Annotated in this window: 29 protein-coding genes and 2 tRNA genes; 20 read left to right on the top strand and 11 right to left on the bottom strand. The window is 54.6% G+C overall.

Going from position 1 to position 25,658, the window contains the following annotated elements; all coding sequences use genetic code 11:
- Positions 1–5 precede the first annotated feature (5 nt).
- Together GS630_RS18060 and GS630_RS18055 are read right to left on the bottom strand one after the other, a co-directional pair.
- Positions 6–923, bottom strand: a complete 918-nt coding sequence (locus GS630_RS18060) for a dihydrodipicolinate synthase family protein (RefSeq protein WP_171621255.1) — start codon at positions 921–923, stop codon at positions 6–8.
- A 7-nt stretch (positions 924–930) separates the two neighbouring features.
- Positions 931–1,641, bottom strand: a complete 711-nt coding sequence (locus GS630_RS18055; protein WP_171175899.1) for a GntR family transcriptional regulator — start codon at positions 1,639–1,641, stop codon at positions 931–933.
- 160 nt (positions 1,642–1,801) lie between these two features.
- Between GS630_RS18055 and GS630_RS18050 the strand changes: the two genes are divergently transcribed.
- A complete protein-coding gene (locus GS630_RS18050) occupies positions 1,802–2,752 on the top strand; it encodes a GlxA family transcriptional regulator (RefSeq protein WP_171175897.1) in 951 nt (316 codons plus the stop codon).
- A 470-nt stretch (positions 2,753–3,222) separates the two neighbouring features.
- Positions 3,223–4,032: a methyltransferase domain-containing protein gene (locus GS630_RS18045; protein ID WP_171621254.1), complete on the top strand. Its 810-nt coding sequence runs from the start codon at positions 3,223–3,225 to the stop codon at positions 4,030–4,032.
- Between the two features lie 239 nt (positions 4,033–4,271).
- On the opposite strand, the gene GS630_RS18040 is transcribed toward GS630_RS18045, so the two are convergent.
- Positions 4,272–4,346, bottom strand: a tRNA-Thr gene (locus GS630_RS18040).
- 83 nt (positions 4,347–4,429) lie between these two features.
- Here GS630_RS18040 and GS630_RS18035 point away from each other — a divergent pair.
- The 9 genes from GS630_RS18035 to GS630_RS17995 all read left to right on the top strand — a co-directional run bounded on the left by GS630_RS18035 (position 4,430) and on the right by GS630_RS17995 (position 10,240).
- The gene (locus GS630_RS18035) at positions 4,430–4,585 is read left to right on the top strand and encodes a hypothetical protein (RefSeq protein ID WP_171175825.1); all 156 of its coding nucleotides are present in this window, start codon (positions 4,430–4,432) and stop codon (positions 4,583–4,585) included.
- A 6-nt stretch (positions 4,586–4,591) separates the two neighbouring features.
- On the top strand, positions 4,592–5,860 hold the full coding sequence (gene murA, locus GS630_RS18030) for a UDP-N-acetylglucosamine 1-carboxyvinyltransferase (protein WP_171175823.1): 1,269 nt from the start codon (positions 4,592–4,594) through the stop codon (positions 5,858–5,860).
- Positions 5,857–6,333 carry a DUF2948 family protein gene (locus GS630_RS18025; RefSeq protein WP_171621253.1) on the top strand — a complete coding sequence of 159 codons (477 nt, stop codon included), beginning with the start codon at positions 5,857–5,859 and terminating at the stop codon, positions 6,331–6,333. The genes murA and GS630_RS18025 overlap by 4 nt, the downstream gene beginning before the upstream one ends.
- Positions 6,334–6,855 carry a GNAT family N-acetyltransferase gene (locus tag GS630_RS18020; protein WP_171621252.1) on the top strand — a complete coding sequence of 174 codons (522 nt, stop codon included), beginning with the start codon at positions 6,334–6,336 and terminating at the stop codon, positions 6,853–6,855. It abuts the gene before it with no gap.
- A gap of 61 nt (positions 6,856–6,916) precedes the next feature.
- Positions 6,917–8,218 carry a histidinol dehydrogenase gene (gene hisD / locus GS630_RS18015; protein WP_171621251.1) on the top strand — a complete coding sequence of 434 codons (1,302 nt, stop codon included), beginning with the start codon at positions 6,917–6,919 and terminating at the stop codon, positions 8,216–8,218.
- Positions 8,219–8,316: 98 nt separating this feature from the next.
- Entirely contained in the window at positions 8,317–8,796 is a 480-nt protein-coding gene (locus tag GS630_RS18010) for a UPF0262 family protein (protein WP_171175817.1), read from the top strand.
- A gap of 3 nt (positions 8,797–8,799) precedes the next feature.
- Positions 8,800–9,252, top strand: a complete 453-nt coding sequence (locus GS630_RS18005) for a low molecular weight phosphatase family protein (protein ID WP_171091313.1) — start codon at positions 8,800–8,802, stop codon at positions 9,250–9,252.
- A gap of 3 nt (positions 9,253–9,255) precedes the next feature.
- On the top strand, positions 9,256–9,654 hold the full coding sequence (locus tag GS630_RS18000) for a ketosteroid isomerase-related protein (RefSeq protein WP_171621250.1): 399 nt from the start codon (positions 9,256–9,258) through the stop codon (positions 9,652–9,654).
- Positions 9,647–10,240: a GNAT family N-acetyltransferase gene (locus GS630_RS17995; protein WP_171621249.1), complete on the top strand. Its 594-nt coding sequence runs from the start codon at positions 9,647–9,649 to the stop codon at positions 10,238–10,240. Before GS630_RS18000 ends, GS630_RS17995 begins: the two co-directional genes overlap by 8 nt.
- A 31-nt stretch (positions 10,241–10,271) precedes the next feature.
- Here GS630_RS17995 and GS630_RS17990 read toward each other — a convergent pair whose 3' ends face one another.
- From GS630_RS17990 to GS630_RS17980, 3 genes are all read right to left on the bottom strand, one after another.
- The gene (locus GS630_RS17990; RefSeq protein ID WP_171621248.1) at positions 10,272–10,487 is read right to left on the bottom strand and encodes a hypothetical protein; all 216 of its coding nucleotides are present in this window, start codon (positions 10,485–10,487) and stop codon (positions 10,272–10,274) included.
- Positions 10,488–10,600: 113 nt separating this feature from the next.
- Entirely contained in the window at positions 10,601–11,254 is a 654-nt protein-coding gene (locus GS630_RS17985) for a DUF1826 domain-containing protein (RefSeq protein WP_171621247.1), read from the bottom strand.
- Positions 11,251–12,462 carry a GTP-binding protein gene (locus GS630_RS17980; RefSeq protein ID WP_171621246.1) on the bottom strand — a complete coding sequence of 404 codons (1,212 nt, stop codon included), beginning with the start codon at positions 12,460–12,462 and terminating at the stop codon, positions 11,251–11,253. Before GS630_RS17980 ends, GS630_RS17985 begins: the two co-directional genes overlap by 4 nt.
- Positions 12,463–12,733: 271 nt before the next feature.
- On the opposite strand from GS630_RS17980, the gene GS630_RS17975 reads away from it, so the two are divergent.
- The 6 genes from GS630_RS17975 to GS630_RS17950 all read left to right on the top strand — a co-directional run bounded on the left by GS630_RS17975 (position 12,734) and on the right by GS630_RS17950 (position 15,861).
- Entirely contained in the window at positions 12,734–13,609 is an 876-nt protein-coding gene (locus tag GS630_RS17975) for a carbon-nitrogen hydrolase family protein (RefSeq protein ID WP_171175807.1), read from the top strand.
- A 91-nt stretch (positions 13,610–13,700) separates the two neighbouring features.
- A complete protein-coding gene (infA, locus tag GS630_RS17970) occupies positions 13,701–13,919 on the top strand; it encodes a translation initiation factor IF-1 (protein WP_005978431.1) in 219 nt (72 codons plus the stop codon).
- Between the two features lie 11 nt (positions 13,920–13,930).
- On the top strand, positions 13,931–14,509 hold the full coding sequence (locus tag GS630_RS17965) for a nucleoside triphosphate pyrophosphatase (RefSeq protein WP_171621245.1): 579 nt from the start codon (positions 13,931–13,933) through the stop codon (positions 14,507–14,509).
- A complete protein-coding gene (locus GS630_RS17960) occupies positions 14,506–15,528 on the top strand; it encodes a ribonuclease E/G (protein ID WP_171712151.1) in 1,023 nt (340 codons plus the stop codon). The genes GS630_RS17965 and GS630_RS17960 overlap by 4 nt, the downstream gene beginning before the upstream one ends.
- Positions 15,525–15,680: a DNA gyrase inhibitor YacG gene (locus tag GS630_RS17955; RefSeq protein ID WP_171621243.1), complete on the top strand. Its 156-nt coding sequence runs from the start codon at positions 15,525–15,527 to the stop codon at positions 15,678–15,680. The genes GS630_RS17960 and GS630_RS17955 overlap by 4 nt, the downstream gene beginning before the upstream one ends.
- Positions 15,681–15,786: 106 nt before the next feature.
- Positions 15,787–15,861, top strand: a tRNA-Phe gene (locus GS630_RS17950).
- A 41-nt stretch (positions 15,862–15,902) separates the two neighbouring features.
- Here the strand turns inward: GS630_RS17950 and GS630_RS17945 are convergent.
- The 3 genes from GS630_RS17945 to GS630_RS17935 form a co-directional block, all read right to left on the bottom strand.
- Positions 15,903–16,994: a tyrosine-type recombinase/integrase gene (locus GS630_RS17945; protein ID WP_171621242.1), complete on the bottom strand. Its 1,092-nt coding sequence runs from the start codon at positions 16,992–16,994 to the stop codon at positions 15,903–15,905.
- Positions 16,994–17,188, bottom strand: a complete 195-nt coding sequence (locus tag GS630_RS17940; RefSeq protein ID WP_237216012.1) for a hypothetical protein — start codon at positions 17,186–17,188, stop codon at positions 16,994–16,996. The genes GS630_RS17945 and GS630_RS17940 overlap by 1 nt, the downstream gene beginning before the upstream one ends.
- Positions 17,189–17,355: 167 nt before the next feature.
- Positions 17,356–17,976: a hypothetical protein gene (locus GS630_RS17935; RefSeq protein ID WP_171621241.1), complete on the bottom strand. Its 621-nt coding sequence runs from the start codon at positions 17,974–17,976 to the stop codon at positions 17,356–17,358.
- Positions 17,977–18,457: 481 nt separating this feature from the next.
- On the opposite strand from GS630_RS17935, the gene GS630_RS17930 reads away from it, so the two are divergent.
- Complete coding sequence (locus GS630_RS17930) at positions 18,458–19,078, top strand: trans-aconitate 2-methyltransferase (RefSeq protein WP_170791675.1); 621 nt, start codon at positions 18,458–18,460, stop codon at positions 19,076–19,078.
- A 183-nt stretch (positions 19,079–19,261) separates the two neighbouring features.
- Positions 19,262–20,992, top strand: coding sequence for a tetratricopeptide repeat protein (locus tag GS630_RS17925; RefSeq protein WP_348540072.1), 1,731 nt, complete (start codon positions 19,262–19,264; stop codon positions 20,990–20,992).
- Positions 20,993–21,555: 563 nt separating this feature from the next.
- Here the strand turns inward: GS630_RS17925 and GS630_RS17920 are convergent.
- Together GS630_RS17920 and GS630_RS17915 are read right to left on the bottom strand one after the other, a co-directional pair.
- Positions 21,556–24,117: an ATP-binding protein gene (locus tag GS630_RS17920; RefSeq protein WP_171621240.1), complete on the bottom strand. Its 2,562-nt coding sequence runs from the start codon at positions 24,115–24,117 to the stop codon at positions 21,556–21,558.
- 46 nt (positions 24,118–24,163) lie between these two features.
- Complete coding sequence (locus tag GS630_RS17915) at positions 24,164–24,643, bottom strand: oxidoreductase (RefSeq protein WP_171181263.1); 480 nt, start codon at positions 24,641–24,643, stop codon at positions 24,164–24,166.
- A 135-nt stretch (positions 24,644–24,778) separates the two neighbouring features.
- On the opposite strand from GS630_RS17915, the gene GS630_RS17910 reads away from it, so the two are divergent.
- On the top strand, positions 24,779–25,393 hold the full coding sequence (locus tag GS630_RS17910) for a response regulator transcription factor (protein ID WP_171181261.1): 615 nt from the start codon (positions 24,779–24,781) through the stop codon (positions 25,391–25,393).
- The last annotated feature ends 265 nt before the right edge of the window (positions 25,394–25,658 follow it).

Raw genomic sequence — 25,658 nt, 5'->3', positions numbered from 1 at the left:
GTCTCTTACCCCTCAGCCACAATGTCAGCGATTGTCTTCTTGAGCACACGCGTCACCTGTTCCAACGCGCGCTTGTCGTCTTTGTTCAGACCCTTCAGCGGAGGCCGCATCGCGCCCGCATCGATCCCGTTCATGGTCACGCCATGCTTGATGGTCTGGATGAACTTGCCACCCTGTTCCAACACCCGCATCAGCGGCATCATGGCCGACATGATCCGCCGACCTTTGGAGAAATTCCCCTCGATCACGCAGGCATCGTAAAGCGCCACATGCTCGGTGGGCAGAAAGTTCGACCCGCCACAGACCCAGAACGGCGCACCCCAGGCGAAGAATTCCAACGCCTGGTCGTCCATACCGCAGCCAAGCTGGATGTGTGGATAGTCCCGCGCCAGCAGGTGCACCCTGTTGATATCGCCCGAGCTTTCCTTGATGCCGCAGAAGTTCCGGCTGCGGCCTACACGGTCAAGAAATTCCTCACCCATCATCGTGCCGGTGCGGTGCGGGTAGTTGTACAGCATTACGGGCAGGTCCGCGGCCTTGTCGATAGCCAGCGCGTTCAGTGCGTTTTCGCGGTCGGTCGGCACCGAATAGGGCGGGCTGGCCAGCAGGATCGCATCTGCACCAATTTCGCGCGCGCCCGAGGCCAGCGCAATGGAATCCGGCGTCAGCATGGCCCCGGTCCCTACGAGCAGAGGCAGACGGCCTTTCAATTGCTGATGTGTGAATTTGGCCAGTTCCAGCCGTTCTTCCACAGTCTGGGCATAGTTTTCACCTGTCGATCCGCCCGAAATCAGACCATGCACGCCACTCTGGATCAGGTATTCGATCACATTGGACAAGGCGTCCCAATTAACGCTTCCATCGTTGTGATAGGGCGTGACCACAGGGGTATAAATCCCCTCAAACTTGAAAATCGGGTTCATTCCGTCCTCATGCAGGTTTCGAAAGGAGTGGGACGCCCATCGGGACATCCAGCGCGTCTGGCATCACGAACATCTCAATCTGATCGCGTGACAGGTTCCAGTGATCTTCGGCTAGCTTTGCCGCTGCTGCTTCGTCCCGCGCCTCGATGGCTGCGATGATGGCATCGTGCTGTTCGCTGGCGCGTGACAGGTTTTCCGACATTTCATCGGACTGTGGGCGATAGAACGTCATGCCGATCCTCGCGTGATCGATCAGCAGCCGGTTGAACGAGGGCAGCAGATAGACATTGCCCGACATCTCGCCAGTCACATCGTGAAAGCGATTGTTGGCCAGCGCCCGATCCTCGGCCGAACCTGTACGTAACGCGGCTTTGAACGCTTGCTGCGCGTCTTTTAGGGCGTCGATCTGCGCAGGGCGCGCGTTTCCCGCAGCCAGACGCAGGATCGCGCCATACACCATTGGTGCGGCAAGGAAGAAATCGCGCAGGGTCGTGTAAGACATCTCGGACACCCGCGCGCTGCGGTTTGTACGCAGGTCGAGATAGCCTTCCCCCGCCAGTTGCCGGAATACCTCGCGCAGCGGTGTGCGTGACAGGCCGAATTCATCTGACAAATGCGCCTCGTCCAGATCTGTGCCTGGTTGCAAGCGCAGAGTCAGAATGGATGTTTTCAGGTGCTCTTGTAACGCGCCTTTTCGCGACTTGGCTTCGTCTTTCATCCCTTAGCTCATCCATCTTTCATAAAGCGGTCGAATCGTGCTGTCACGGTTATGTATGCTAAGAAAATACAACTTGTATACAAAAAAATTTCGTGCAGCATAGGCTCCTGCAAAATAGACTCACTTTCGGGCGCTGTCCCAAGTTCAAACGGATCAACTCATGCCTAAGACGCGGCGCATCACATTTCTTCTGGTCGAGGAATTCTCGCACCTTGCGTTCTCTTGCGCGGTGGAACCGCTGAGGATTGCGAACCTTGTGAGCGGGGAAGAACTTTATAGCTGGAACTTCGTGTCTGAGCATGGCGAACAGGCGGTGTGCTCAAATGGGTCAGTTACGCTGGTTCACTCCGGGCTGGAAAACCTGGCCAAATGCGACCAGCTTTTTGTGCTGTCGGGCATTCATATGCGTAAGCACGTCACCCGCCGCCTGTTGGCCACCCTGCGGCGAGCGCGCGCCCGCGGCACCCCAATCGGTGCCCTATGTTCGGGTGCCTGGGTGTTGGCCGAAGCCGGCTTTCTGGACGGGATGCAGGCGGCGATCCATTGGGAATACCATGATGCCTTCATGGAGGCGTTTCCCGAGGTTAATCTGGTTCGCAGTGTTTTTGTTGCTGACGAAAAACACATCACCGCGTCGGGCGGAACCGCGACGGCAGATTTGATGCTGCATCTGATCGAGCGCGACCATGGCGAAGAGTTGGCAATCGATGTGGCAGATCAAATGGTTTACAACGCGGTGCGCAATGCAACGGCGAAACAGCGGGTTTCGCTGCAGTCACGCAACGGGATGCGCAATGCGCACCTGGCCAAGGCCATCAACATCATGCAGGACAGCATCGAGACCCCAATCTCGCCGTCCTTTATTGCCGAAGAACTTGGCATTTCCACCCGGCAGCTAGAGCGGCTGTTCGGCAAGTATCTGAACACATCGCCCAAGAAGTACTTTATGGAACTGCGCCTGGAACGTGCCCAAAAGTTGCTGCTGCAAACCGAGGCTTCAGTCACCGAGATCGCAATTGCTTGTGGTTTCGAAAACCCGGGCCATTTCTCGCGCGTGTTCCGATCCAGCTTTGGTGTCACACCGCACGCACAGCGTAACAAGATCGACTGAGAAGCGTCTGAGCGGGAAAGAGAGCTATTAAAACGGCAGGGGATGCCGTGCTTCATCGGTCCAAATCGGACCTGAGCGGGCATCCCCCTAACCCTGCCGAGATACCCCCTCATTAAAACCGGACTAGTCAACAGATCGGCAGGATTATTTACCAATAGATTGCGATGTAGGCATAACTATTGCGAGAACTTGTCATCCATGAGATTCTTGTGCCTACATTTCTTAACCTTTGCCTTAATTGTGGGCATCGGTTTCGTCGGACAATCGACGGTTTCCAAAGAGTAGTCGTTTTCGATAGGGCGAGTCGAACAACTTGCTCTTGTGTTCCTCATCCGAGGCAATTTTCGCAAGATGAACCAGGTTGTCAAGCTTTGTAGCCAGGCGCTGACGTTGTTGAAAAAGCCGGATGTGTTAGAATTTCCCCTGATTGATGCGGTGTTGTGGAGACCAAAAATTCAAGGGAGAAAGGTATGTCTGACCCATATTCAAATCTGGCCAACGAAGACGATGCGTTGCAGGCGCGTATTGCCGATGCAATGGATGCACGTTGTTTGGAGCCTGCTCAGGTTGAGATCAGAAGGGCCTATCTCGGTGACCTTGAACTGCCTGAGGGAGCGTATGCGGTTGAGTTCGGTTCTGGCACTGGGCACGTTACCAACGACTTGATCGAGATGGCCGGTGCGACCAAGGCGCTGGGCATCGAGCCATCACCAATAATGGTTGAAAGAGCGCGGCAACGTTTTGACGGAAAACCATCTTTGAGGTTTGAGGTTGGTGATGCAAGGAATACAGGGCTTCTATCCTCATCTGTTGACCTGGTGTTGATGCACACGCTGTTGTGCCATGTTCCCGATCCGCAAGACGCCGTTCGCGAGGCACACAGGATACTCAAACCGGGCGGTTTGGTTGCCGTCTGCGATGGCGACTATGATACGGCGACGGCCCAGATTGCAGATTTCGACCCGTTGGATCAGCTTGTCCGCTTTATGATCAACCAGAATGTCACCAATCTTTGGGTCATGCGTCAGATCGGAGAGTTGCTGGGTACCGCAGGGTTCGAACTTGGCCGACGCTGTGGACATGGCTATGTGGCCGAAGGCGAAGCCGGGTATTTCATGACAGTGATAGATCGCGGGGCGGACCGAATGGTCGAAACAGGTGTCCTTTTCCCTCAGACAGCAGAAGCGCTGAAAGCAGAAGCACGCAGTCGCGTTTCAAGTAACACGTTTTTTGGTTTCATGTCCTATGTCAGTCAGATTGCCAGAAAGCCAATCGGGTGATCAAACTAACTGCATTTTTCAGCGACAAGGTCGTTTTGAGAACGGCGGATTAACACTTGAATATATCCGGTCCGAGTGTCCGCCGGGCAGGTCGCAGCTCCATAGTTTCAGGTTTGGCGGCCCCATGAGATGGCAAGGAGTTTGTTCTATACGCGCTTCTATCCAATGCTTCCCTGCTTAGAACTCGGCGGAGCGAAGTCATAGAAACAAGGGTGGTCACGATATTGGAGATGTATGGATGGTGCTGCTGGAGAGAATTGAACTCTCGACCTCTCCCTTACCAAGGGAGTGCTCTACCTCTGAGCTACAGCAGCGCTGTGGGCGGGTGATTAGACTCAAACGAAACGCGGCGCAAGGGTGTCTGGACGGTTTTTTTCGCCTCCTGTAGAGAAAGAGCATGACAGATAAAAATTCACCCAAAAAACAAGGCAAATCCGGGGGCGCAAGAGAAGAGCGTTTGAAGGCGGCGCTGAAGGCGAACATGGCGCGGCGCAAGGCGCAGGCCAAGGCGCGGGCGGCCTCGGGGGACAAAGCCGATAAGGACGAGGGATAAGAGCAGATGGATTCGATTCTTGTAACGGGCAATGGCCCGCTGACCGGGCAAATTCCGATTGCGGGGGCCAAGAATGCGTGCCTGACGTTGATGCCCGCGACGCTTCTGAGCGAAGAACCGCTGACACTGACCAACGCTCCACGGCTGAGCGACATCAAAACGATGACTGCCCTGCTGCAATCGCTTGGGGCCGAGGTGTCGGCGCTGCAGGACGGGCAGGTGATCGCAATGTCGAGTCATAACCTGACCAGTCAGACTGCAGATTATGACATCGTGCGTAAGATGCGTGCATCTAATCTGGTGCTTGGGCCATTGCTGGCGCGGTTTGGTCAGGCCGTTGTGTCACTGCCTGGTGGTTGCGCGATCGGCGCGCGTCCGATGGATTTGCATGTCGAGGGGCTGGAAGCGCTGGGTGCAGAGATCGAACTGAAAGACGGGTATCTGCACGCCAAGGCACAGGGCGGGCTGAAAGGCGCGGTGCATGAGATGCGCTTTGCCTCGGTTGGGGCAACTGAAAACATCGTCATGGCTGCGACGCTGGCCAAGGGAACCACTGTTCTGAAGAATGCCGCGCGCGAGCCTGAGATTGTCGATCTGGTCGAATGCTTGCGCAAGATGGGAGCCCAGATTTCGGGCGAGGGGACCTCGACCATTGAAATCCAGGGTGTCGATCGGTTGCATGGTGCCACGCATCAGGTCGTTACGGACCGGATCGAACTGGGTACCTATATGCTGGCTCCGGCGATTTGCGGCGGTGAAGTTGAATTGCTGGGCGGGCGCATGTCGCTGGTCGAATCCTTTGCCGAGAAGCTGGACGCAGCAGGAGTCAGCGTTACGGAAACCGAAAAGGGACTGAAAGTCGCGCGAAAGAATGGCCGCGTTCAGGCCGTGGATGTTGTGACCGAACCTTTCCCGGGATTCCCGACGGACCTTCAGGCGCAGATGATGGCGCTGATGTGCACCGCCGAAGGAACCTCGGTGCTGGAAGAACGCATTTTCGAAAACCGATTCATGCACGCGCCCGAACTGGTGCGCATGGGCGCGAATATCGAGGTGCATGGCGGTACGGCCACTGTCACCGGTGTTGAAAGCCTGAAAGGTGCGCCTGTGATGGCAACGGACCTGCGCGCCTCGGTCTCGCTGATTCTGGCGGGGCTGGCGGCAGAAGGTGAAACAACGGTAAGCAGGGTCTATCATCTGGACCGCGGATATGAGCATGTGGTGCGCAAGCTGGAAGGCGTGGGTGCAAAAATCGAACGGATCAAGGGCCAATGACAGACGCAAGTTTTGAAGACGGGCGCGAGGCCCCGCTGAATCTGGGTGCTGAGGACAGTGACGACCTTCAGGTGATCTCGACCTTGGCGCAGGACGCGGTTTTCCCGGTGACCGAGATGAAATGGCAGCCGTCGCAGCGCCGTTTTGGTCTGCTGCTGAACCGCTTTCGCTGGGAATACAAAGATGCGGCCACCCGTCGTGAACGCCCGTTTGAACGGGTGCAATCGGTGTTGGTTTTCGATTCAGTACTGTCCGTGGCCAGCCAGGGTATCGATCGCAGCGACAAGGACATGATCATGTCCCTTCTGTCCGTCGATTTTGAAGCGGGCGAGGATGGCGCAGGCCATATCTTGCTGACTTTGGCAGGGGATGGTGTGATCCGCCTGCGGGTTGAAGCCGTCGACGTGACCCTCAAGGATGTAACCCGCCCGTATCAGGCCCCGTCGGGTCAGGCCCCGCATCACCCCGAATAGATGCAGAATAAGCGCGGTATCTCTCAGGCGTTCTCTAGACTGCCAGGAGGCATCGCGCTGCGTCCGGCCACCGTGTTCGACGTGTTCGACATCAGCCGGGTGCTGATCCGGTCGATCACGCAGCTTTGTGTGGCCGACCACAATAATGATCCTGACCATTTGAAAGAGTGGACTGCAAACAAAGATCCAGAAACCATCAGGGGTTGGTTCAAATCAGGGTCGCAGATCTGGGTGGCCGAGCATGAAGGGCGGGTGGCTGCCGTCGGCGGTTTGTTCGAGACCGGGAAGATCACCTTGCTCTACGTTGATCCCGGTCATGTGGGCAGCGGGGTTGGGGCCGCTCTGCTCAATCGGTTGGAACAGCAACTGGCTGCGTGCGGTTGCACCGAGGCGCATCTGGATGCGACCCGGACGGCGCGGAAGTTTTATCTACGCCATGGGTGGGAAGATACCGGGCGGTGCAGTGACCGCCAGGATTTGTCCTGCTTGGCGATGCGCAAATCGCTGCACCCCGGCGACTGAGGGTTGAGGCCGCGCCCAGCGGGCGATATGTCCCATGGCGCAACGCCCGGAGTGCCTGATCATGCCCGTTTTCCTCGACACCACATCGCCCGATTTTGAGGGTGCCTTTCAAACGCTGCTGTCAGCCAAGCGCGAAGACAGCCCAGATGTGGATTCGGTTGTGGCTCAGATCATTGATGATGTTCGCAACCGCGGTGACGCGGCGGTCATCGAGTTGACTGCTAAGTTTGACCGTCTGGAGCTAACACAGGAAACTTTGGCCTTCAGCGCGCAGGAAATTGTGGATGCGGTGGCGCAAGTCTCGACCGAGGATCGCGAGGCGCTTGAACTGGCTGCAGCCCGCATCCGGGCCTATCACGAAAAACAGATGCCCACCGATCATAGCTGGACGGATGAGGCCGGGGCGACGCTGGGTTGGCGCTGGTCGGCAGTCTTCGCCGCAGGGCTGTACGTGCCGGGCGGTCTGGCATCCTATCCGTCGTCGGTGTTGATGAACGCCATTCCGGCTAAAGTGGCGGGCGTAGAGCGGTTGGCCATCGTGGTTCCCACACCAGACGGGCAGGTGAACCCGCTGGTGTTGCTGGCCGCGCAATTGGCGGGCGTGGACGAGATCTATCGAATCGGTGGCGCGCAGGCTGTGGCCGCACTGGCCTATGGCACCGACACTATCGCGCCGGTCGACAAGATCACCGGCCCGGGCAATGCCTTTGTTGCAGCCGCCAAACGCCGTGTCTTTGGAAAGGTCGGCATTGATATGATCGCGGGCCCGTCGGAGATTTTGGTGATTGCCGACAAGGATAACGACCCCGACTGGATCGCGCTGGATTTGCTCAGTCAGGCCGAACATGACGAAAGCGCGCAATCCATCCTAATCACCGATGACGCTGCTTTCGGGCAACGCGTCGCGGACGCGGTGGAAAAGCGCCTTGAGACCCTACAACGCCGCGCAATCGCCGGGGCCAGTTGGCGTGACTTCGGTTCTATCATCACCGCACGCGACCTGGACGAGGCGGCAATCCTGTCCAACCGCATTGCGCCAGAACATCTGGAACTGTGCGTTTCTGATCCGCTGGCGTTGAGCGAAAAGACGATCCACGCTGGCGCCATTTTTCTGGGCCAATATACGCCCGAAGCCATCGGTGACTACGTTGGCGGCCCGAACCACGTTCTGCCGACCGCCCGGTCTGCGCGGTTCTCATCGGGGCTCAGCGTGATGGACTTCCTCAAGCGCACCACACTGAGCCACATGACCCCCGAAGCGTTGCGTGCCATAGGTCCAGCCGCCGAACAACTGGCCCAATCGGAAAGCCTTGAGGCGCATGGGCTGTCGGTAGCAGCGCGATTGAACCGCCTAAATGGATGAGATGGCGCAAAGACTTGGCCGATGTGGCGTTTCTGCGCGTTGCCCCGCCAATTTCGTTGTTATAGGTCTGTGCTGACACAAGGATTATAGCTGTAAAGATGACCCGCATCTCGCATATCGAACTGGATGACCGAAACCTGCCTCCGCCGACGCCAGAGATCGAGCAGGAGCGCAAGGTCGCCATCTATGATTTGCTGGAAGAGAACAGTTTCTCTCTGCCCAAACGCGATGACCGCGTTGTGCCCGACGGGCCCTATCGCCTGCAATTGTCGATCCGCGACAAGCGGTTGGTCTTTGACGTTGCAACCGAGGAAGAACAGAAAGCGGCTGAGTTCCATTTGTCGCTTGGTCCGTTTCGGCAAGTGGTCAAAGATTATTTTCAGATCTGCGAAAGCTATTTCGACGCGGTGAAGTCTCTGCCGCCCAGCCAGATCGAAACCATCGACATGGCCCGGCGTGGCATCCACAACGAAGGCAGCCGCGTCTTGCAGGAAAGGTTAGAGGGCAAGGCCGACGTAGACACCGACACCGCCCGCCGCCTTTTCACGCTGATCTGCGTGCTGCATTTCGGAGGCTAACGGGTGACGCCTCTGCCGCAGTCGATCCTGTTTTGTTGTGACCACAACTCGGTTCGATCCCCGATGGCCGAGGGCATCATGAAGAAATTCTACGGCACCGGCACCTATGTGCAGTCTGCCGGAGTCCACAACGATCTGGATATTGACGGCTTCTGTATTTCCGTCTGTCACGAAATCGGGGTCGAGCTATCCCGCCACCGCACCCGATCCTTCGACGAGATGGAAGAGTGGGGTGATGACCTCAGTTCGTTCGACCTGATTGTCGCCTTGTCCCCCGCCAGCCAACGCAAGGCGTTGGAACTGACCCGGATTTTTCACCTCGATGTCGATTATTGGCCAATAATGGACCCTACTGGAATGGGTGAGACACGGGAAACAAAGCTACACCACTACCGACAGACCCGCGATCAGATCATCAAGCATCTGAAAGACCGCTGGGGCGAACCAACGGAGTGAACCATGAACCAGACCGTTCAAACCTATTTCGAGGCATTCAACGCCGGTGATGTTGATGGCATGTTGGCCTGTTTGTCCGACGACGTGGCCCATCACGTAAACGAGGGCCAAATCCGTGTGGGCAAGGAAAAGTTTGCTGCCTTCTGCGCCCATATGAATCGCTGCTACAAAGAGAACCTGACAGATATCGTCGTGTTCGATGCCCAGGGTGGCACCCGCGCTGCGGCCGAATTCATCGTGAACGGCACCTATCTGGAGACCGACGAGGGCCTGCCCGAAGCACGCGGCCAGACCTATCGCCTGCCTGCCGGATCATTCTTTGATCTGAAAGACGGCAAAATCACCCGCGTCACCACTTTTTATAACCTTACGGACTGGACCAAACAGGTCTCGAATGGCTGAGGTCAACGCTGTCCGCCCCCTGACCGGAGCGGCGCTTGAGGCTGCTCTGGGCGATGTCGCCCGTCTGCGGATCAAGGTCTTTCACGACTGGCCTTACCTGTATGATGGCGATCTCGATTACGAGCGGAAATACCTTCAGTCCTACCGCGACAGCGAACAGGCAATCGTGGTTGGTGCATTTGACGGCGACCGCCTGATCGGCGCGTCTACTGGTGCCCCCTTGATCGACCATGCCGAAGATTTCGCCGCTGCTTTCGAAGGTACGGGCCTTGATTTGGGCGACATCTTCTATTGCGCGGAATCGGTGCTTTTACCCCAGTACAGGGGGCAGGGTGTCGGCCACAAATTCTTTGACCAACGTGAAGCCCATGCCTGCCGGCTGGGGTTTGCAAAAACCGCTTTTTGCGGCGTACAACGCCCGGCGGATCACCCCATGCGGCCCGCGCAATACCGCTCGCTTGACACCTTTTGGCGCGCTCGAGGCTACGCGCCTCTGCCGGGCGTGATCGCGAAGTTTTCGTGGAAAGATCTGGGTGAAGAGGGTGAGACGCTCAAGCCGTTGCAGTTTTGGATCAGGGACCTGTAAGAGCTTTTGCCAGCACGCGCGCGCTGCCTGGTCAGGGCGCGCGTCTGCGGCTTAGAAAGCCGTACTTGACAGCCCAGGCTCGCAGCGACAGGCGTTTGCGTTTTTCCAGTTTCACAGCCGTTTTGGATTGCTGGCCGCCCTTGCGGTTGAACTCATAGACGTCAATGACACGCTCGGCGCATCCGCAGGCTTCGCCCATCCCTACCTTGGCATAGTAGAACTTCTCGAACTCTTCTTGTTTTTGCATCACCAGCCTCCCTCGTACATTCAAGCACGTCAGACGGCGGATGCCAATTCACGTTCCCGTCTGTGCAGGGCTTAGAGCAGGTCCAGGGCAGAGCATGCCCTGGCAATTGGTTCTCAGTGCGCTAAGATCGGGTCAAACTCACTGTCTGGGTCAAAGACCGGATCCAGAACAAGTACCAACCGCGTCTCGCCCGTGCCTTCAATCGGAGGCGAGCGGTGCAGAAAACCGGAGTCTGGTTGTGCGGGCCAGAGCGTGCCACATAACAGAATTGGTGCGCCGGTTGGGGTCGTGAAAACGCGCGATGGGTCTGCGCCACCTGTCGAGACCCCATATTGCGTTCCCGTTCCCTTATAGGTGCATACGAGGCGCGCGGTCACGGCATCGACGTGGAACCTGCGGCATGCATTGGTCGTTATCACGTCCAACCGCAGCCGCAGCCATTTCGCGTTCATCAGACCGGCAAAGATATCAGACAGCGCTGCAATGTCGTCCACCAGCCGGTCGCGCTCTGCACCCGGTGGGGTGCCGCGCGCGTCGCATACTTCAGAAACAGCCTCGCGCACCAACTCGGGGCGCAGGATCACGCGGGTCTTGGGCAGTTGTTCGGGCGCGATCCCGTTTAGCCAGGATTGAAAACCCTGCAGCGGTTGCCGGTTCCAAATTGCCGCAGCACATCCGGGTTGATGAATGGCTGAAAGGTCGTTGGGCGTGGTGCAAATCTCGACCCCTATGGCGGCGTCTTGGATGATGTTTTGAACAATACTCATGCTGCAGCCTCTGCCCGTCGCCAGATCGGGAAGGGGTCTGCCAGATTGGGTAGATCCTCCAGACGAGTTGCTGCGACAGCGGGCAGCAGCGCAGCATCCAACCGGGCTTTCAATCTGGGCCAATCAATACCGCTGCCGATGAACACTATCTCTTGCCGCCGATCGCCCCACGGCTCTTGCCAATGGGCCTTCATGTAAGCTCGTGCGCTTTCGTGATCTGGGCGGCGGTCTTCGGGCACGGTGGCCCACCAAGTGCCCAGCGGCTGTACCGAGGACAGGGCACCCGCCAGCGAAAACTCGGCCACCCAATCCGGGCGCGTGGCGATCCAGAAATGGCCTTTGGCCCGGATCACACCGGGCAGATCGCCGTTCAGGATTTCAAGGATCTTTTCAGGGATAAAGGGCTGCCGCGCACGGTAGACATAGCTGGTGACGCCATATTCCTCGGTCTCTGGCACGTGATCCGCAAAACCATAAAGTTCTTTGGCCCACATCGGGTGCTCATGCGCCTTTTCGAAGTCGAACAGCCCGGTATCCAGAATTTCATCTGCGGCCACGTCCGAGTGGTTGGTCTCGATGATCCGGGCGTCCGCGTTCAAGCTTCGGATGATCTTGCGCGCAGCATCCACGCGATCTGGTCCGGCGTCAGAAACTTTGTTCAGAATGACCACATCTGCAAATTCGATCTGATCGGTCAGCAAATGTACCAACGTGCGCTCATCTTCTTCGCCCATCGTCTCGCCACGGTCGCGTAGGAAATCATGGCTGGAGAAATCCTTGAGCAGGTTCACCGCATCTACAACCGTCACCATCGTGTCCAGGCGTGAAACGTCCGAGAGGCTTTCGCCAAGCTCATCGCGGAAGTCAAAAGTGGCCGCTACGGGTAGAGGCTCGGAAATGCCGGTGGATTCGATCAACAGGTAATCAAACCTCCCTTCAGATGCCAGTCTGCGTACCTCGTCCAGCAGGTCGTCGCGCAGCGTACAGCAGATGCAGCCGTTCGACATTTCGACCAGTGTCTCGTCTGTGCAGGAAAGCTCGGTATCGGCGCGTATGAGATCAGCGTCGATATTCACTTCGGACATGTCGTTGACAATCACGGCCACCCGGCGGCCATCGCGATTGTTGAGTACGCGGTTCAAGAGGGTTGTTTTGCCCGCGCCCAGAAAGCCGGACAGTACTGTGACCGGAAGTCGGGTGTCACTCATGGAATGTGCTCCTGTGTATATGGCTCGTTTCGGGGTACAGGCGGTTGCCTATCCTCTCCCGCTATAAATTGCCGATCATGTAATGTTATTACATTGTTGATGGCAAGCTGGTTTTTGGCGGGTTATCGTTTGATCGTTGGGTCAGCGTCTCGTAAAACCTCCACAGCGCTTGGGTGCGGGTCAGAAGGACGGTGCGGAAACAAATGCCCTGTACATACCACGCCGTCCTCTTCTAGTGTCGCGCCGACTGAGTTCCTTTGGATACGAAATCATGAAAGTCGCCACCGCTGCTTACGATCTCAGCTGGCTCGACAGTTGGGCACAGTACGAAGACAAGTTGGACCGATGGGTTGCCGAGGCCGCAGGTCAGGGGGCCGAGCTGTTGGTCTTTCCTGAATACGGGGCTATGGAGCTTTCGACCCTCGACGGGGTCGCCGTGGCAGGCGATCTGGAACGTTCGATCCATGCCGTGTCTGACCGGATGGGGGATGTGCAAACCCTGCACAGCCGCCTTGCGAAGACATACAACACATATATTCTGAGCGCTTCCGCCCCGGTTGTGGATGGCCACGGTCGTCCAGTGAACCGCGCCGCGTTCTATTCGCCGGACGGCGCTTGCGACCATCAGGACAAGCAGATCATGACCCGGTTCGAGCGTGAAGATTGGGACATTGCCCCCGGTGGTCCGCTGAAGCTGTTCAACACCGCGCTGGGCAAGATCGGGGTGCTCATCTGCTATGACAGCGAATTCCCTTTGCTGGGCCGCGCGCTGAGCGAGGCGGATCTGATATTGGTCCCGTCTTGCACCGAAGCTCTTTCGGGTTATTGGCGGGTTCGTATCGGAGCGATGTCAAGATCCTTGGAAAACCAATGTGTTACAGTTATGGCGTCGCTGGTAGGTGACAATGATTGGTCCGAGGCCGTGGACAAAAACACTGGTACGGGCGGCATATTCGGCCCGCCTGACAAGGGCTTTCCAGCCACTGGTGTGCTGGCCGAGGGCACGCTTAATCAGCCCGGCTGGACCTATGCCGAGATCGATCTGTCAGCCATTGCCGAAGTCCGTGCGGATGGTCATGTGTTGAACCGAACGCATTGGGAAGAACAAGCCCTCCGAGTCGAATCGGTCACAATATCCGACCTTTAGGTGATTCCGCCCTTGAAATAAGGGCAAAATAGGCTCATTTAAGCGCTCATCCCCGCAGATTCTGCGGGTTCAACGTAATGATGGAGACAACATGGCCAAGGAAGATACGCTCGAATTTCCCGGTGTCGTGAAGGAACTCCTGCCTAATGCGACGTTTCGGGTCGAGCTGGAAAACGGCCATGAGATCATCGCACATACGGCAGGCAAGATGCGCAAGAACCGCATCCGTGTTCTGGCCGGCGACAAAGTTCAGGTCGAAATGACCCCGTATGATCTGACCAAGGGTCGGATCAACTACCGCTTCAAGTAACGCCTGCCGCAATGGCGTTTATCCTAGGATCGGGCAGCCCGAGACGGCTGGACCTGTTGGCCCAGCTTGGTGTGCAGCCCGATGCCATCCGCCCCCCTGACATCGACGAAACGCCTCGGAAAGCTGAGCTTCCGGTTCCTTATTGCAGTCGGATAACGCGCGAGAAAGTGCTGGCGGTGCAGGCGGATAGCGGTGACATCACGCTTTGCGCAGATACCACGGTCGCATTGGGGCGGCGCATTCTGGGAAAGCCCAAAGATGCGGGCCAGGCCGCCGAATTTCTGCACGCATTGTCCGGTCGCCGTCACCGGGTCATAACCTCGGTAGCTGTACGGTCTGGGGATCGAATACTACAGCGTGACGTGGTCTCGCAGGTGAGGGTCAAACGCCTGTCCGATGTCGAAATCAATGCTTATCTGGCGACAGGGGACTGGCAGGGCAAAGCTGGAGCTTACGCCATTCAAGGCCCCGCAGGTGCGTTCATACCCTGGATTTCGGGATCGTTCACCGGCATTGTCGGACTGCCCCTGTCCGAAACCGCCGCCCTGTTGCAGGGTATCGGCTATCCACTTTATCGCGAGGCACCATGAAGGGCCGCACTATCGTTCTGGACCACATCGAGGATCGCGAAGCCGCGGCCCTTATGGTTGACGGAAAGCTTGATGACTTCCTGATTGCAGCTGACGCGCCCACGCCCGGCACGATCTACCGCGCCCGCGCAGACCGCCCAGTCAAAGGGCAGGGCGGTATGTTTCTGACAACGCCAGATGGGCCCGCTTTCTTGCGTCAAGTTAAAGGCTTGGCGCCGGGGGCTTTACTTTTGGTACAGGTGAGTGGCTATGCCGAACAAGGAAAAGCGATCCCTGTCAGCAACCGGATCCTATTCAAAAGCCGTTATGCCATTGTCACGCCCGAAGCGCCGGGTCTGAATATTTCGCGCAGCATCAGGGATGACGATACCCGCGACCAGTTGTTGGAAATTGCACACGAACAGATGGGCGACAGCCCTTATGGTCTGATCCTTCGTTCCTGCTGTGCAGGTGCGGATGCCGATGACATTGCCGAGGATATTTCAGCCATGTTGGCCCAGGCGGATCAGGTGATGAATGACGATGGCACAGAGACAGAGGTGCTGAGCGAAGGGGATGGCCCTCATATCCTCGCCTGGCGCGACTGGACCGACCCGGCTGAGGTTGTCACGCAGGCCGGGGGATTCGAAAGTCACGGTGTTTTGGATGCGCTCGATATGGCGCGCGGAACGTCCGAGCCTTTGCCGGGCGGTGGGCATCTTTATGTCGAACCCACGCGTGCCTTGGTTGCAGTGGATGTGAATACCGGTTCAGATACGTCTCTCGCTGCGGGCACCAAAGCCAATTTTGCTTGCGCCAAGTTGTTGCCGCGGGCTCTGCGTGTGCGTGGGTTGGCGGGGCAGATCACGTTGGACCTGGCACCGATGCCTAAGAAGGACCGACGCGGTTTTGAATCCGCTCTACGTGCTGCTTTCAAATCGGACCCGGACGAGACCATCCTGGCAGGCTGGACCCCGCTGGGGCATTTCGAATTGCAACGCAAACGCAGCCGCTTGCCGCTGGCGGAGATCCTGAAATGAGCTGTCCGATCTGCGGTGAAGACACGGTGCAAAAGTTCCGCCCTTTCTGCTCAAAACGCTGCGCGGACATTGATCTGGCCAAGTGGCTGAACGGCTCATATGCTGTCCCATCGCAACGCGAAGAGGACCTTGAAGCCGAAGCTGAAGCCTAAGACCTTATGCCAAAACGACCGCATTGAAAAAATGTAAAAAAGCCTCTGGACACTGCCGGTAGCAAGTCATAGAAGGCCCCCACCCAACGATGTACATCGTTCCCGTGCCCGGGTAGCTCAGGGGTAGAGCAGTGGATTGAAAATCCTCGTGTCGGTGGTTCGATTCCGCCCCCGGGCACCATTCAAGCGATTGATTGTTCTCAATATTCAATTTTGGGCCTTTCATGGTTTGACAGTTTTCTTGAAGGGTTTGACAACTCTCGATCTGCGTTCGTTCTCCTTTTCTAATGCTTCCATCGTGATCCGGTTGCGGTCCGCGAGGTTGGCGGACCGGGAATAGTGACGGGCCATAGATGGGGTCTTTTGCCCCAGCAGGTCCGCAATCTGGCGTTCCTCAAGCCCTGCCTCGCGCAGTGTCGTGGCCACGGTATGCCGCAGCCCCTTGAGTGTCAGGCCAGGTTGTACAACGCCCTCAGCTTCCAGCTTTTTCTTGAAGCGGTACCAGACCGTCGAAAAGCCGTTGTAGGTCCAAGGCTTTCTGTTTGATGAGGCAAGGATGGTCACGGCGTCGTGCTTGGGCGCAGCATCCAGAGCCGCCTGCAGCGTCGGACCGATTGGAACGGCAACTTCCTGGCCCGTCTTGCCCCTGACGCCCCAAATCGTGTCGTCGTCTATCTGGCGACGGGTCAGCTTGAGCGCATCGGACGGATCAAGGCCGGTATTCATAATCAGCGCCACCGCCACTCGAACGTGCGGGGCGGCTCGATCCAGCACAACTGCGCGTTCCTCCACCGTCCAAGGCCGGTTGGCATAGGGCCGATTTTTCGGGCGCGGCTTGGGAATGACACCTGCCGCATAATCCCGGTCGATCAGACCGCGCGGAATGGCGTAGCGAAAAACTTGACTCAGGAAGGTGCGGACCATGTTTGCTCGCCGCCAGCCAATCTTGTCCGCCGCTTTGTCATGGATGCCCGAAACGAGGGGCGTCGTGATTGCGGAAACAGGCGTGTCCCGGATTGGGTGCAGGAAGTCAGCGCACTTGCGATAGTCGCGCTTGGTGGCGTCCGACAGATTGCCATAGTGTTCAGTCTGGAAATAGGCATTGACCAGCCCGCCAAGGGTTCCTGGCTTAGGAGCTTGCGCCTTCCTCGCCTCGGCAATGGCAGCAATGCGGGCGCATTCCGCAAAAAACTCAGCCGATCCTAATGGAGTCTTTTCCAGGTCGATCTTGTGACCCGTGGCGCGATGATAGCAGCGCGGTTTCCCGTGCCGATCATCGAATATCTTGAAACCTCTAACCCTGACACGTGTCATTACAACTTGCCAAGAATGACGTCCTGCGTTGCCATCTCGGCTCCTTCCTTCATTGCATCAATCCAATTGTCCAGATCGCGCTTGTCCCAAAGAACTGTGCCGGGCCGCATTTCAATTGGCTGGACGGGGCACGTTGTTTTAAAGAGCTTTGGAGGTAGCCCAGTATAAACCGCTGCCTCAGACTGTTTCAGCATGCGTTTTTCATTAACGTTGATAGTGAGACTAGCGTTAGCCACTGCTAGTGCCTCCCAAGACGCTCGTTGGTCCATGACGTTGACCAGGAGGTCCGTTTGGGGTCAATTTACCCCGAGGATCAATTGACGCTGTTATTTCCGGTTGGTTTTTTTTATTGCGTGAGGCATCACTCAGTCCCAAACTCTGATGCAATAGCCTCTATCTCTCCAAGCGAGATCTGGCGCATGACATGCATGCCTTCCATTTCAAACAATCCGGCAGGCCCTGAATTTGACCACATGGTCGGGTCGTCTTCGAATTCGTTTATTTTCATTTCGGAAAGATGTACCGCTGTAAAATATATTTCTAATCCGGCGTTTTTGAAAATCACATAAGCTGGTTTCTCATGGACGTTAAATTCTAATCCATTGAGTAATATGTCAGATTCAGAATTGGACCGATGCGACAACACAAAATCAAATAAGTAGACAAGGAAGTCTTCCGCAGTGTTTTCTCGCTTGAAATCGAGACGCTGAATGACCTTTGCAGATTCTATATGCTCGAACTCATCATTCCGGAATTGTCGGTAAATCTCAAAAGTATCGACTATACGGTTTGGCGGAGCGCCTGTCATTAGCGCAAGCGTAAGCCTCGCTGCATCACGCGTTGTCATATCCGGTGCGTTCACGCCACGAGCTCCTGTCGTCAGAAAGCCTGCTTCACGGAGCTTCCTTGCAACAAAGTGAACTGTCGCTTGATCGATACCAAGCGCATTCGATATGACTTTTATCAGATGACCAGACTTCATAGTCTAAATGTGCATTGCGCACTTAGGCTATGTCAATACACCTTTTGCCCGTCGTCAGAGTATTTTGGAGAACACAGGCTGTATCGTAGCGGAGGCTCTAGTTCGGTTTCTGTTGAAGTTTAGGTGGCAGCGGCTTGGCTCTGCAACTGCCGTTATCGGATTGTCTGCGTCTTGATCTCCTCTCTCACCTTCAGGATTTTCGCACCGCGGCCATGATAGACGTCCACTGGTGTCAGAATCACGAGGCTCTCGTGGTAGCGATGGTTGTTGAGTGAGCGACGAAGGCACCGATCTGTCATTCGGGGCCGCCGGGTTTGTAATAGTTTTCCAATAGCACTGGGTTTTCATGGTCTTCTATACGACTGCTTTGGGGTCAAAGCAGTCTTTCGGCGCGTGGGGCATCAATGACCGCTGTGCGGACATTGCAGTCATTGACCTAAAGTTACATGATCACCACCTGACGGGATCAAGTGGAGACACCATGGCAGACGAGAGAGTGAGCCACTGGGAGGAGGTCTACCGCGAGAAAGACGATACCCAGCTGAGTTGGCATCAGGATGATCCCTCGATCTCGTTGGAGCTCTGCGACGTGGTCGGCGTCGATAATGCCTCTTCTGTGATAGACATAGGCGGAGGCACTTCACGCTTCGCAGAACGCCTGATCGAAAGAGGACTGAGCGACGTTTCTGTGCTCGATGTATCCAAAGCTGCGCTTGATCGATCTCGTGGACAACTTGGCGCCGTAGGCGAGCAGATTGAATGGATCGCAGCCGATGTCACAACCTGGAGCCCGGAGAGAAGCTATGATCTATGGCACGATCGCGCCGTATTTCATTTCCTTGTCGATGAGGACGACCGTTCCGCCTACCGGGACCAGTTGTACCGCTGCCTTCTCCCAGGTAGCCATGCGATTATCGCAACGTTTGCACTCGATGGTCCGAAGAAGTGCAGCGGTTTGCCAATCGTTCGCTATGATCCAGAGGGGCTATGCGAGGTATTAGGCGATCGTATTTCCCTGGTCACGCATCGGAAGCACACACACCATACTCCTTGGGGAAGCTCTCAGTCCTTCCAATTCAGCTTGTTACGCGTGGGCCAGTAGCGCTGCTGTTGCGCTGCTAATGCGCTTCGGCACGACTGTGACATCCAATGGCCTTGCTCATGCCTTCGCTGCAACTTTACTCATCCGGCGGCCGTCTTGCGGGCGAAGTCGCCCTTCGGTTTCTTTCCAAGCCTGCGCATGATAATCTTTGATAATTACACTTTGCTCGGAGGAGGATGACCTCTGAAACGCAGGCTGACCGCCATACTAGCAGCCGATCTGGTTGGGTATTCCCGCCTTATGAACTCGGATCAAAGCGGAACGCTCAGCGCGTTGCGAGAGTTTCGATCTGGGCTTTTTGACCCTTCTGTAGTCGCGCATCGCGGCAATTTAGTGAAATGCATGGGGGATGGTTGGATAGTCGAGTTTCCATCAGTCTCTGACGCTGTGACCTGTGCTGTCGCCATTCAGAACTCTTTGGCCAGCCAGAATACACTGAAGTTGAGAATTGGGATACACACAGGTGAAGTCGTTTTCGAGGAGGATGATGTATTTGGTAACGGCGTTAACGTCGCCGCTCGTTTGGAAGCGCTTGCCGAAGCCGGGCAGGTTCTCATCTCCGGCTCCGCCTATGAATGCCTGGACAGCAAAACGGCTTGCGCGTTCCAAGGCGGAGAAAACCGTGAGCTTAAGAACATTGATCGACCGGTGCCAGTCTGGTGGTGGGGGGACGCCGAGTCTGTAGATCCGCTTTTTGATTCTGAACCGCCCGGGTCCCCTGACGGAACTGCGATCGCCGTATTACCATTTGACAACATTTCAGGCGACCCTGAACAGGAATATTTTTCGGACGGGTTGTCCGAAGACATAATTACGGCTCTGTCGAAACACCACTGGCTCGAGGTCGTCGCGCGCAACACGACCTTTGCCTACAAGGGAAAATCCCCGAATGTTCGGCAGCTCGCCGATGACTTGGACGCCGACTACGTTGTCGAAGGCTCGGTCAGAAAAGCAGGTGCGCGCATTCGAGTCACGGTTCAGCTGATTGACGCATCGACTGGCAACCACGTGTGGGCGGAAAAATATGACCGTCAGTTGGAAGACATCTTCGATGTTCAGGACGAGATCACGGAAACAATTGTTGGCAGACTGGAGCCCGAGGTCGGAAATGCGATCCGGCGCAAGTTAGAAGATACGCCGCGCCGAAACCCCCATGCCTGGGACTGCTATCATCTTGGGCTTGCGCACTTTTACAAGTTTACTGCCGTAAGCAACCGTGAAGCTCAGAGGTTGTTTCTCCAAAGCCGCGAACTGGACCCCAGTTTTCCCGAGGCACACGCCTGGTGGGCCTATGCCACGATTCTCGGGATGGTGTATTGGGACACGGAACCGGATTCTGCCCTTATGGACGAAGCGCTGGCTGCCGCACGCACCGCCGTTTCAATGGATAACCAGAATGCGCTGCTCTACATGCTGATGGGCAGAGTCCAACTGGCCCGCCGGGAATACCGCAGCGCGCTGGCTGAGAATGAAACTGCAATCAAATTGAACCCGACGCTGGCTCCAGCATATTGCGGATTGGGAGACTCACTTTCCTATGAGGGACGATACGAAGAGGCGATTGCCAATTTCGAGAAAGCCGTGGAGATGAGCCCTAACCATCCACAGCTTTGGGCCTTTCTGAGCTATGGCGCGCTGACTCTGCTTTTCGATCACCAGTTCGAGAAAGCTCTGGACTGGGCAGAGCGGGCTCGCGATGTGCCAAATTGCCAATACTGGGCCACCGCGCATGCAGTCGTGGCGCTTGCCAATCTCGGGCGGGACAAAGATCTGGCGAAGATGGTGCATAACCTAATGGTGGAAGAGCCGAAATTCTCGCGGTCATTCGCAAAAAATAAGCTGTTCTATCTGAAGCGGGACGATCAAATGGAACTTTACCTTGCAGGGCTTGCAAAGGCAGGTATCCCGGCCTGATTTTTCCTGTGATCGGCCCTTGCTTTGCCGCTTGTCTTGAATGCTTGCGTCAGGTCAAGCCGAATGACCGCAAAGGGCTCGAAGCGGTCATTCGTTGCCCTCGTCTTGAGTGACTGCTTTGCGGACAAAGCTGCCGTTTCTTCAAAGCGGCGTATGAAAGTGATGTGTACTACCGTTTTACGAGCAAAGTTACATGACTTACTTCGATGCCACGCTCGTGCGTGAGGTTTTTTACATTTCGAAGCGAAGAGAGAACCACACATTCAGCTTCACAGCCGGACGAATGATCACGGGTCTTGTTTTTCAAGTACTTGGATGGCTACTTTGTTTTGTTGATTGGAAGCTACGACTGCCTCCTGCCCGCCTCGACCAAAGTTTTTCCGACAAGACCAACAAAAACACCCGCCGAACAACGTCGGCGGGCTAAGAACGATAGTTTGTTCCGGTGAGTGAGTACCGTTCTTTTGTTTTTTCTCTCCGAATTATCTGCTACCGATAAATTTTATCAACCTACCAATTAGAATAGATCGGCAAGACAATACTCGCCAAAAGTAGGCAAAAAACTAGCTAATGTACCGGCGCGAAGTGTCAGTTTTCTTAGTGAAGTCTAGTTTTTCCATTCTCCGGCGAGTCTCTTCGGTCTCTTGCTTTAAGCGGCTTAAATCGAATTCTAGTGAGTTTATATCTGCCTCGACAGCTTGCTTACGGGTGTGCTCAATAACTTTCGTCAATGAGCGAAAACCGAACAAAGCGGCTGCTCCGCTTAGTTTATGAAGGTGAGATGCCAGTTCCCCTCTCTCATTCAAATCAGAAAGCATCTCATGTTCCACACAGAAATTGAACATCTCTTCGAAGAATTCCCGTAGAGCATTCTCCATTTGCGCTTGACCTAGTGTGTCACCAAGTTCTTGCAGTATTTTTGTATCAATTAAAGATGCATCTCCCCGCACAGGGTCCGAAACCAGCGGCTCTCCCAGCAATACCTTTTGGAGATCTCGGAGGCGAATTGGTTTGGTTGAAAAACCGTCCATGCCAGATTTCAAAGCATTTTTAAGATATTCCCCTTCATCGTAAGCAGAAAGACCGTGAATCCGACTGGTTTTGTTCGGGCCACCCGACATTCTGATCCTCTCTGTCAGTTTGCAACCATCAGTGTCAGGTAAACCAATGTCCATAAGAATGACATCATGCTTTGTGCTTATTGCCAATTCGTATCCTTCGTCCCCTGAGAGCGCACTTTGAACGTTGTGACCCAAGCTTGATAGCATTTCACAAAGAACCGAATTGTTGACAGCGTTGTCTTCAACGACGAGGACAGAAAGTTTCTGCACACTCGGGGCGGATCTTACTAAATTTAAGCGATCGACCTTAGGTCCATTTCGCGGAGATTCGGACGCTTTTTTCATGGGTATAGTCAGGGTAAAATGACTTCCGCGTCCCAACTGTGAGCAAACAGTAATGTCTCCCCCCATCATCCTCGCAATTTTTCTTGAAATTGGTAGTCCAAGCCCATCTCCCCTAGGCAGTCTACCTTTGTCTAGTGCAAGCGTCACATAGTCTTCGAAAACTTTTTCAAATTGGTTTTCTGGAATCCCGTCTCCCGTATCTGAGACGGTCAAAATTAAGTCAGTTATCTGCTGCGAAATGTTGCCGCGCAACTGGACATTGACACTTCCGACAGAAGTAAACTTGATAGCGTTTCCAACCAGGTTCGTGACGATTTGGCCGACACGCAATTCGTCAGCAATGAAGTAGCCGAACAAGTCAGGATCAAGGTCGGTTTTCAGTTTCAATCCTTTTGCCATCGCCAATGGTTCAAGAACTGCAATGGCTTGTGATATTTTATTGTGTGGGTTGAATTTAGCAGGTGACAGAACCAGAGATCCAGACTCTATTCGCGTAATATCAAGGGCTTCGTTTACCTGCTTCAGCAGAATTTCTCCAGACGCGATGGCCACCTCCAAAAAGTGGCTTTGTTTCTCCGTAAGGTCTGTGGTCTTGAGGAGGTCCAAAACTCCTAGAATGCCAGTGATAGGAGTTCGCATTTCATGGCTCATTATCTCCAAGAACCGCGATTTTGCCCTATCAGTTCGCTCTGCATTCTCCTTGGCCTCCAATAGCGCTCGCTCATTGCGCTTTCTTTCACTTATGTCCCTCAGGTAAACGGCAACCAAAGCGTTACCGGCCTTTGAAACCCTTATGACATTGACTTCAGCCGGGAATTCCTCCCCGTTTCGCCTAGTTCCTATAATCTCAACTCGCTTATTTTCTGCAAAACCAGAAAAAAGATTGGGAAGTTCGGTATTATCGGCCTCATTGCTTTCTTTGGAAGGTACAGCGGGCAGAATCGTGCCTTCAATTTTCTTACCTAAAACTTCCTTCTTCTTCGAGCCAAAAACATGCTCAGCAGCTTGATTAAATTCTACAATTTCTCCCTTCTCATTTCCAATCACTATAGCATCAAGCGAAGCTGAAACTGTCGACTCTAACCGGGCTGTCGTTTCGCGAAGTGCGAGGTCGCGCTTCCTTGATATCCGCAACATTCGGTACAAAAACAGAAGCACGGCGGCCAATAAAATGACGACTGAAGTTGCGATCACGCCAGCATTTCTAAGAGCTGATGAAAACACTTGTCGGCGAGCTTCAGTTCTTTTGGCTCCGATAGACACTCCCAGCAACGACAATTCTCTTGCCACTGGCTTGTAAAGTGTCGTCAAGTTGAAAAGTTCATCAACAACAGCGGGTAGGCTGTCGCTTTGAGTAAGTTTGGTAGCTTCTTCGGCGAAATGATGGAGTTGTTGCAACAGCTCCGTAGCACGGTTATCGCTCTCGATTATTTCTCGCGCAACTCCCTCACTAACGAGGTCAATTCGGCTCAAGGCGATCTGGGTCTGTATTTCGATCCTTGCACTGTGGGGGCTGAGACTTGAAGATTCCTCAAGCAAGACAGAACGCAAATTAGCAAACTCAGTGTCCAGCTGCAAAATTGTCCACTGGGCATTTTCGTTACCAGCAGTGGACAAAGCGCGCTGTTCAAGCCAAAGATTCCGCCCCAAGGCAACCACGAGCGCAACAAGAAATAACACGGATGCCGGAATAAGGATCCTAGCCAGTTTATCTTGCATCACAACTCCCTGAGACTCTGCCTTTTAGACTAGAGTCGCTTACAACTCATTCGTGAAGAACAATTCGTTGCAACTGCCAGATTGAGCGGGCGAAAGTCGTCTCTGTTTGATAGTCAGGACTGTCGTCAAACGGAAACATTATCCAGTAAGGTCCTTTTTCACGAACCGATATTGTGGCGCCGTCAATCCGGGTCGCGATTATCGGCACTTCCGACTCCAACTCTGCAACGGGCATTTCTATTGAATAGTCGTTCAAAGCGAATAATTTAAGAAGACTACCTTCGGCGTTGAGGTTTCCAAGCAGGCCGGAAACCGGCACGCCGCTGAATTTTCGGACTCCGTCAGTCCAAATTGTAGAAGTAGAAAAGGAAACCTGTTCCAACGAATCCAAGTCCTCCAATGAGAGTTCTATTTGCTCTCCACCAACAAGCACAACCGTCAATGGGATTGAATTTTGTGCGTTAGCTGATGAAAAACACATCGCGACAAGTGCTAAAACGATGCTCAGAACACTTTTTGATATCATAGAGTTGGCCTCCCCAAACGCATGGTGTTACATTGATGTTATCATTTAATTGGGCAGCGAACATACTGTAAGGAAAGCCGAGCCAATCGCCGCTTGGTGGACAATAGTTCTTATTCGGAGGCAACCTAGTTGTCGATGCGTACTATTTTACTAGCCGATGATCACCAACTGGTTCGCGATACCTTGGCCGCCTATCTGTCTGAAAAAGCTGGGTTTGAAGTAAAAGTAGCTTCAAGCGCTGAGGAAGCATACGTATCGCTTTCAGCTTTCAGAAATATCGATCTCGCCATTATTGACTATCAGATGCCAGGAATGGACGGGTTAGAGGGTCTAGTGAGACTCAGATCGCGGTTTCCAAACCAAAAAACAGTGATAATTTCCGGAGTAGCCTCTCCTGAAGTTGCGGATAAAGCCATTGAACTTGGGGCGCTCGCCTATTTTCCAAAGTCTATGCCTGTGGATTTGATGCTAGCTAGTATCAACGAACTGATTGCGAATAGTCCTGTTGATCACTCAAGTGACAATTCTCTGAAACAATCTGAAGATAGACTGAAAATCTATGGCTTAACAGCTCGAGAGAGGCAGATCCTCCAGATGCTGGCATCAGGTCAATCCAACAAATCGATAGCGCAAGATTTAAGTTTAAAGGAAGTGACCGTGAAGTTTCATATAACGAATATTCTCGGAAAACTGCGGGTGAGTAATAGAACGCAAGCTGCTTTGCTAGCAAATTCGAACTCTCCGGTATAGTTAGGACCTTTTGCACGTTCGCCCGATCGATGTGAAGTATCCGTTTTGCTCAGTTCACGTTGCATTTGTGGATCCGCCCCCACCCTAGACTTTAGTCTTGGCCGCGAACTCTATAACGGTCAGGAGCAAACTCTGCGTTATGCTCGCGCCCAGCAATAAACTCAGTGAACTTGGAAAGCGGCAGTATTTACCGAACTTACTTTAGCGGAAAATAAATCAATCAATCGGATCAAGAAGCTGGTTAGAACGCTTTTCGTCAAGCATG

It is taken from the genome of Ruegeria sp. HKCCD7303, assembly GCF_013111185.1.
GTDB lineage: Bacteria > Pseudomonadota > Alphaproteobacteria > Rhodobacterales > Rhodobacteraceae > Ruegeria.
This window is presented reverse-complemented; position numbering and strand designations above follow the sequence as displayed.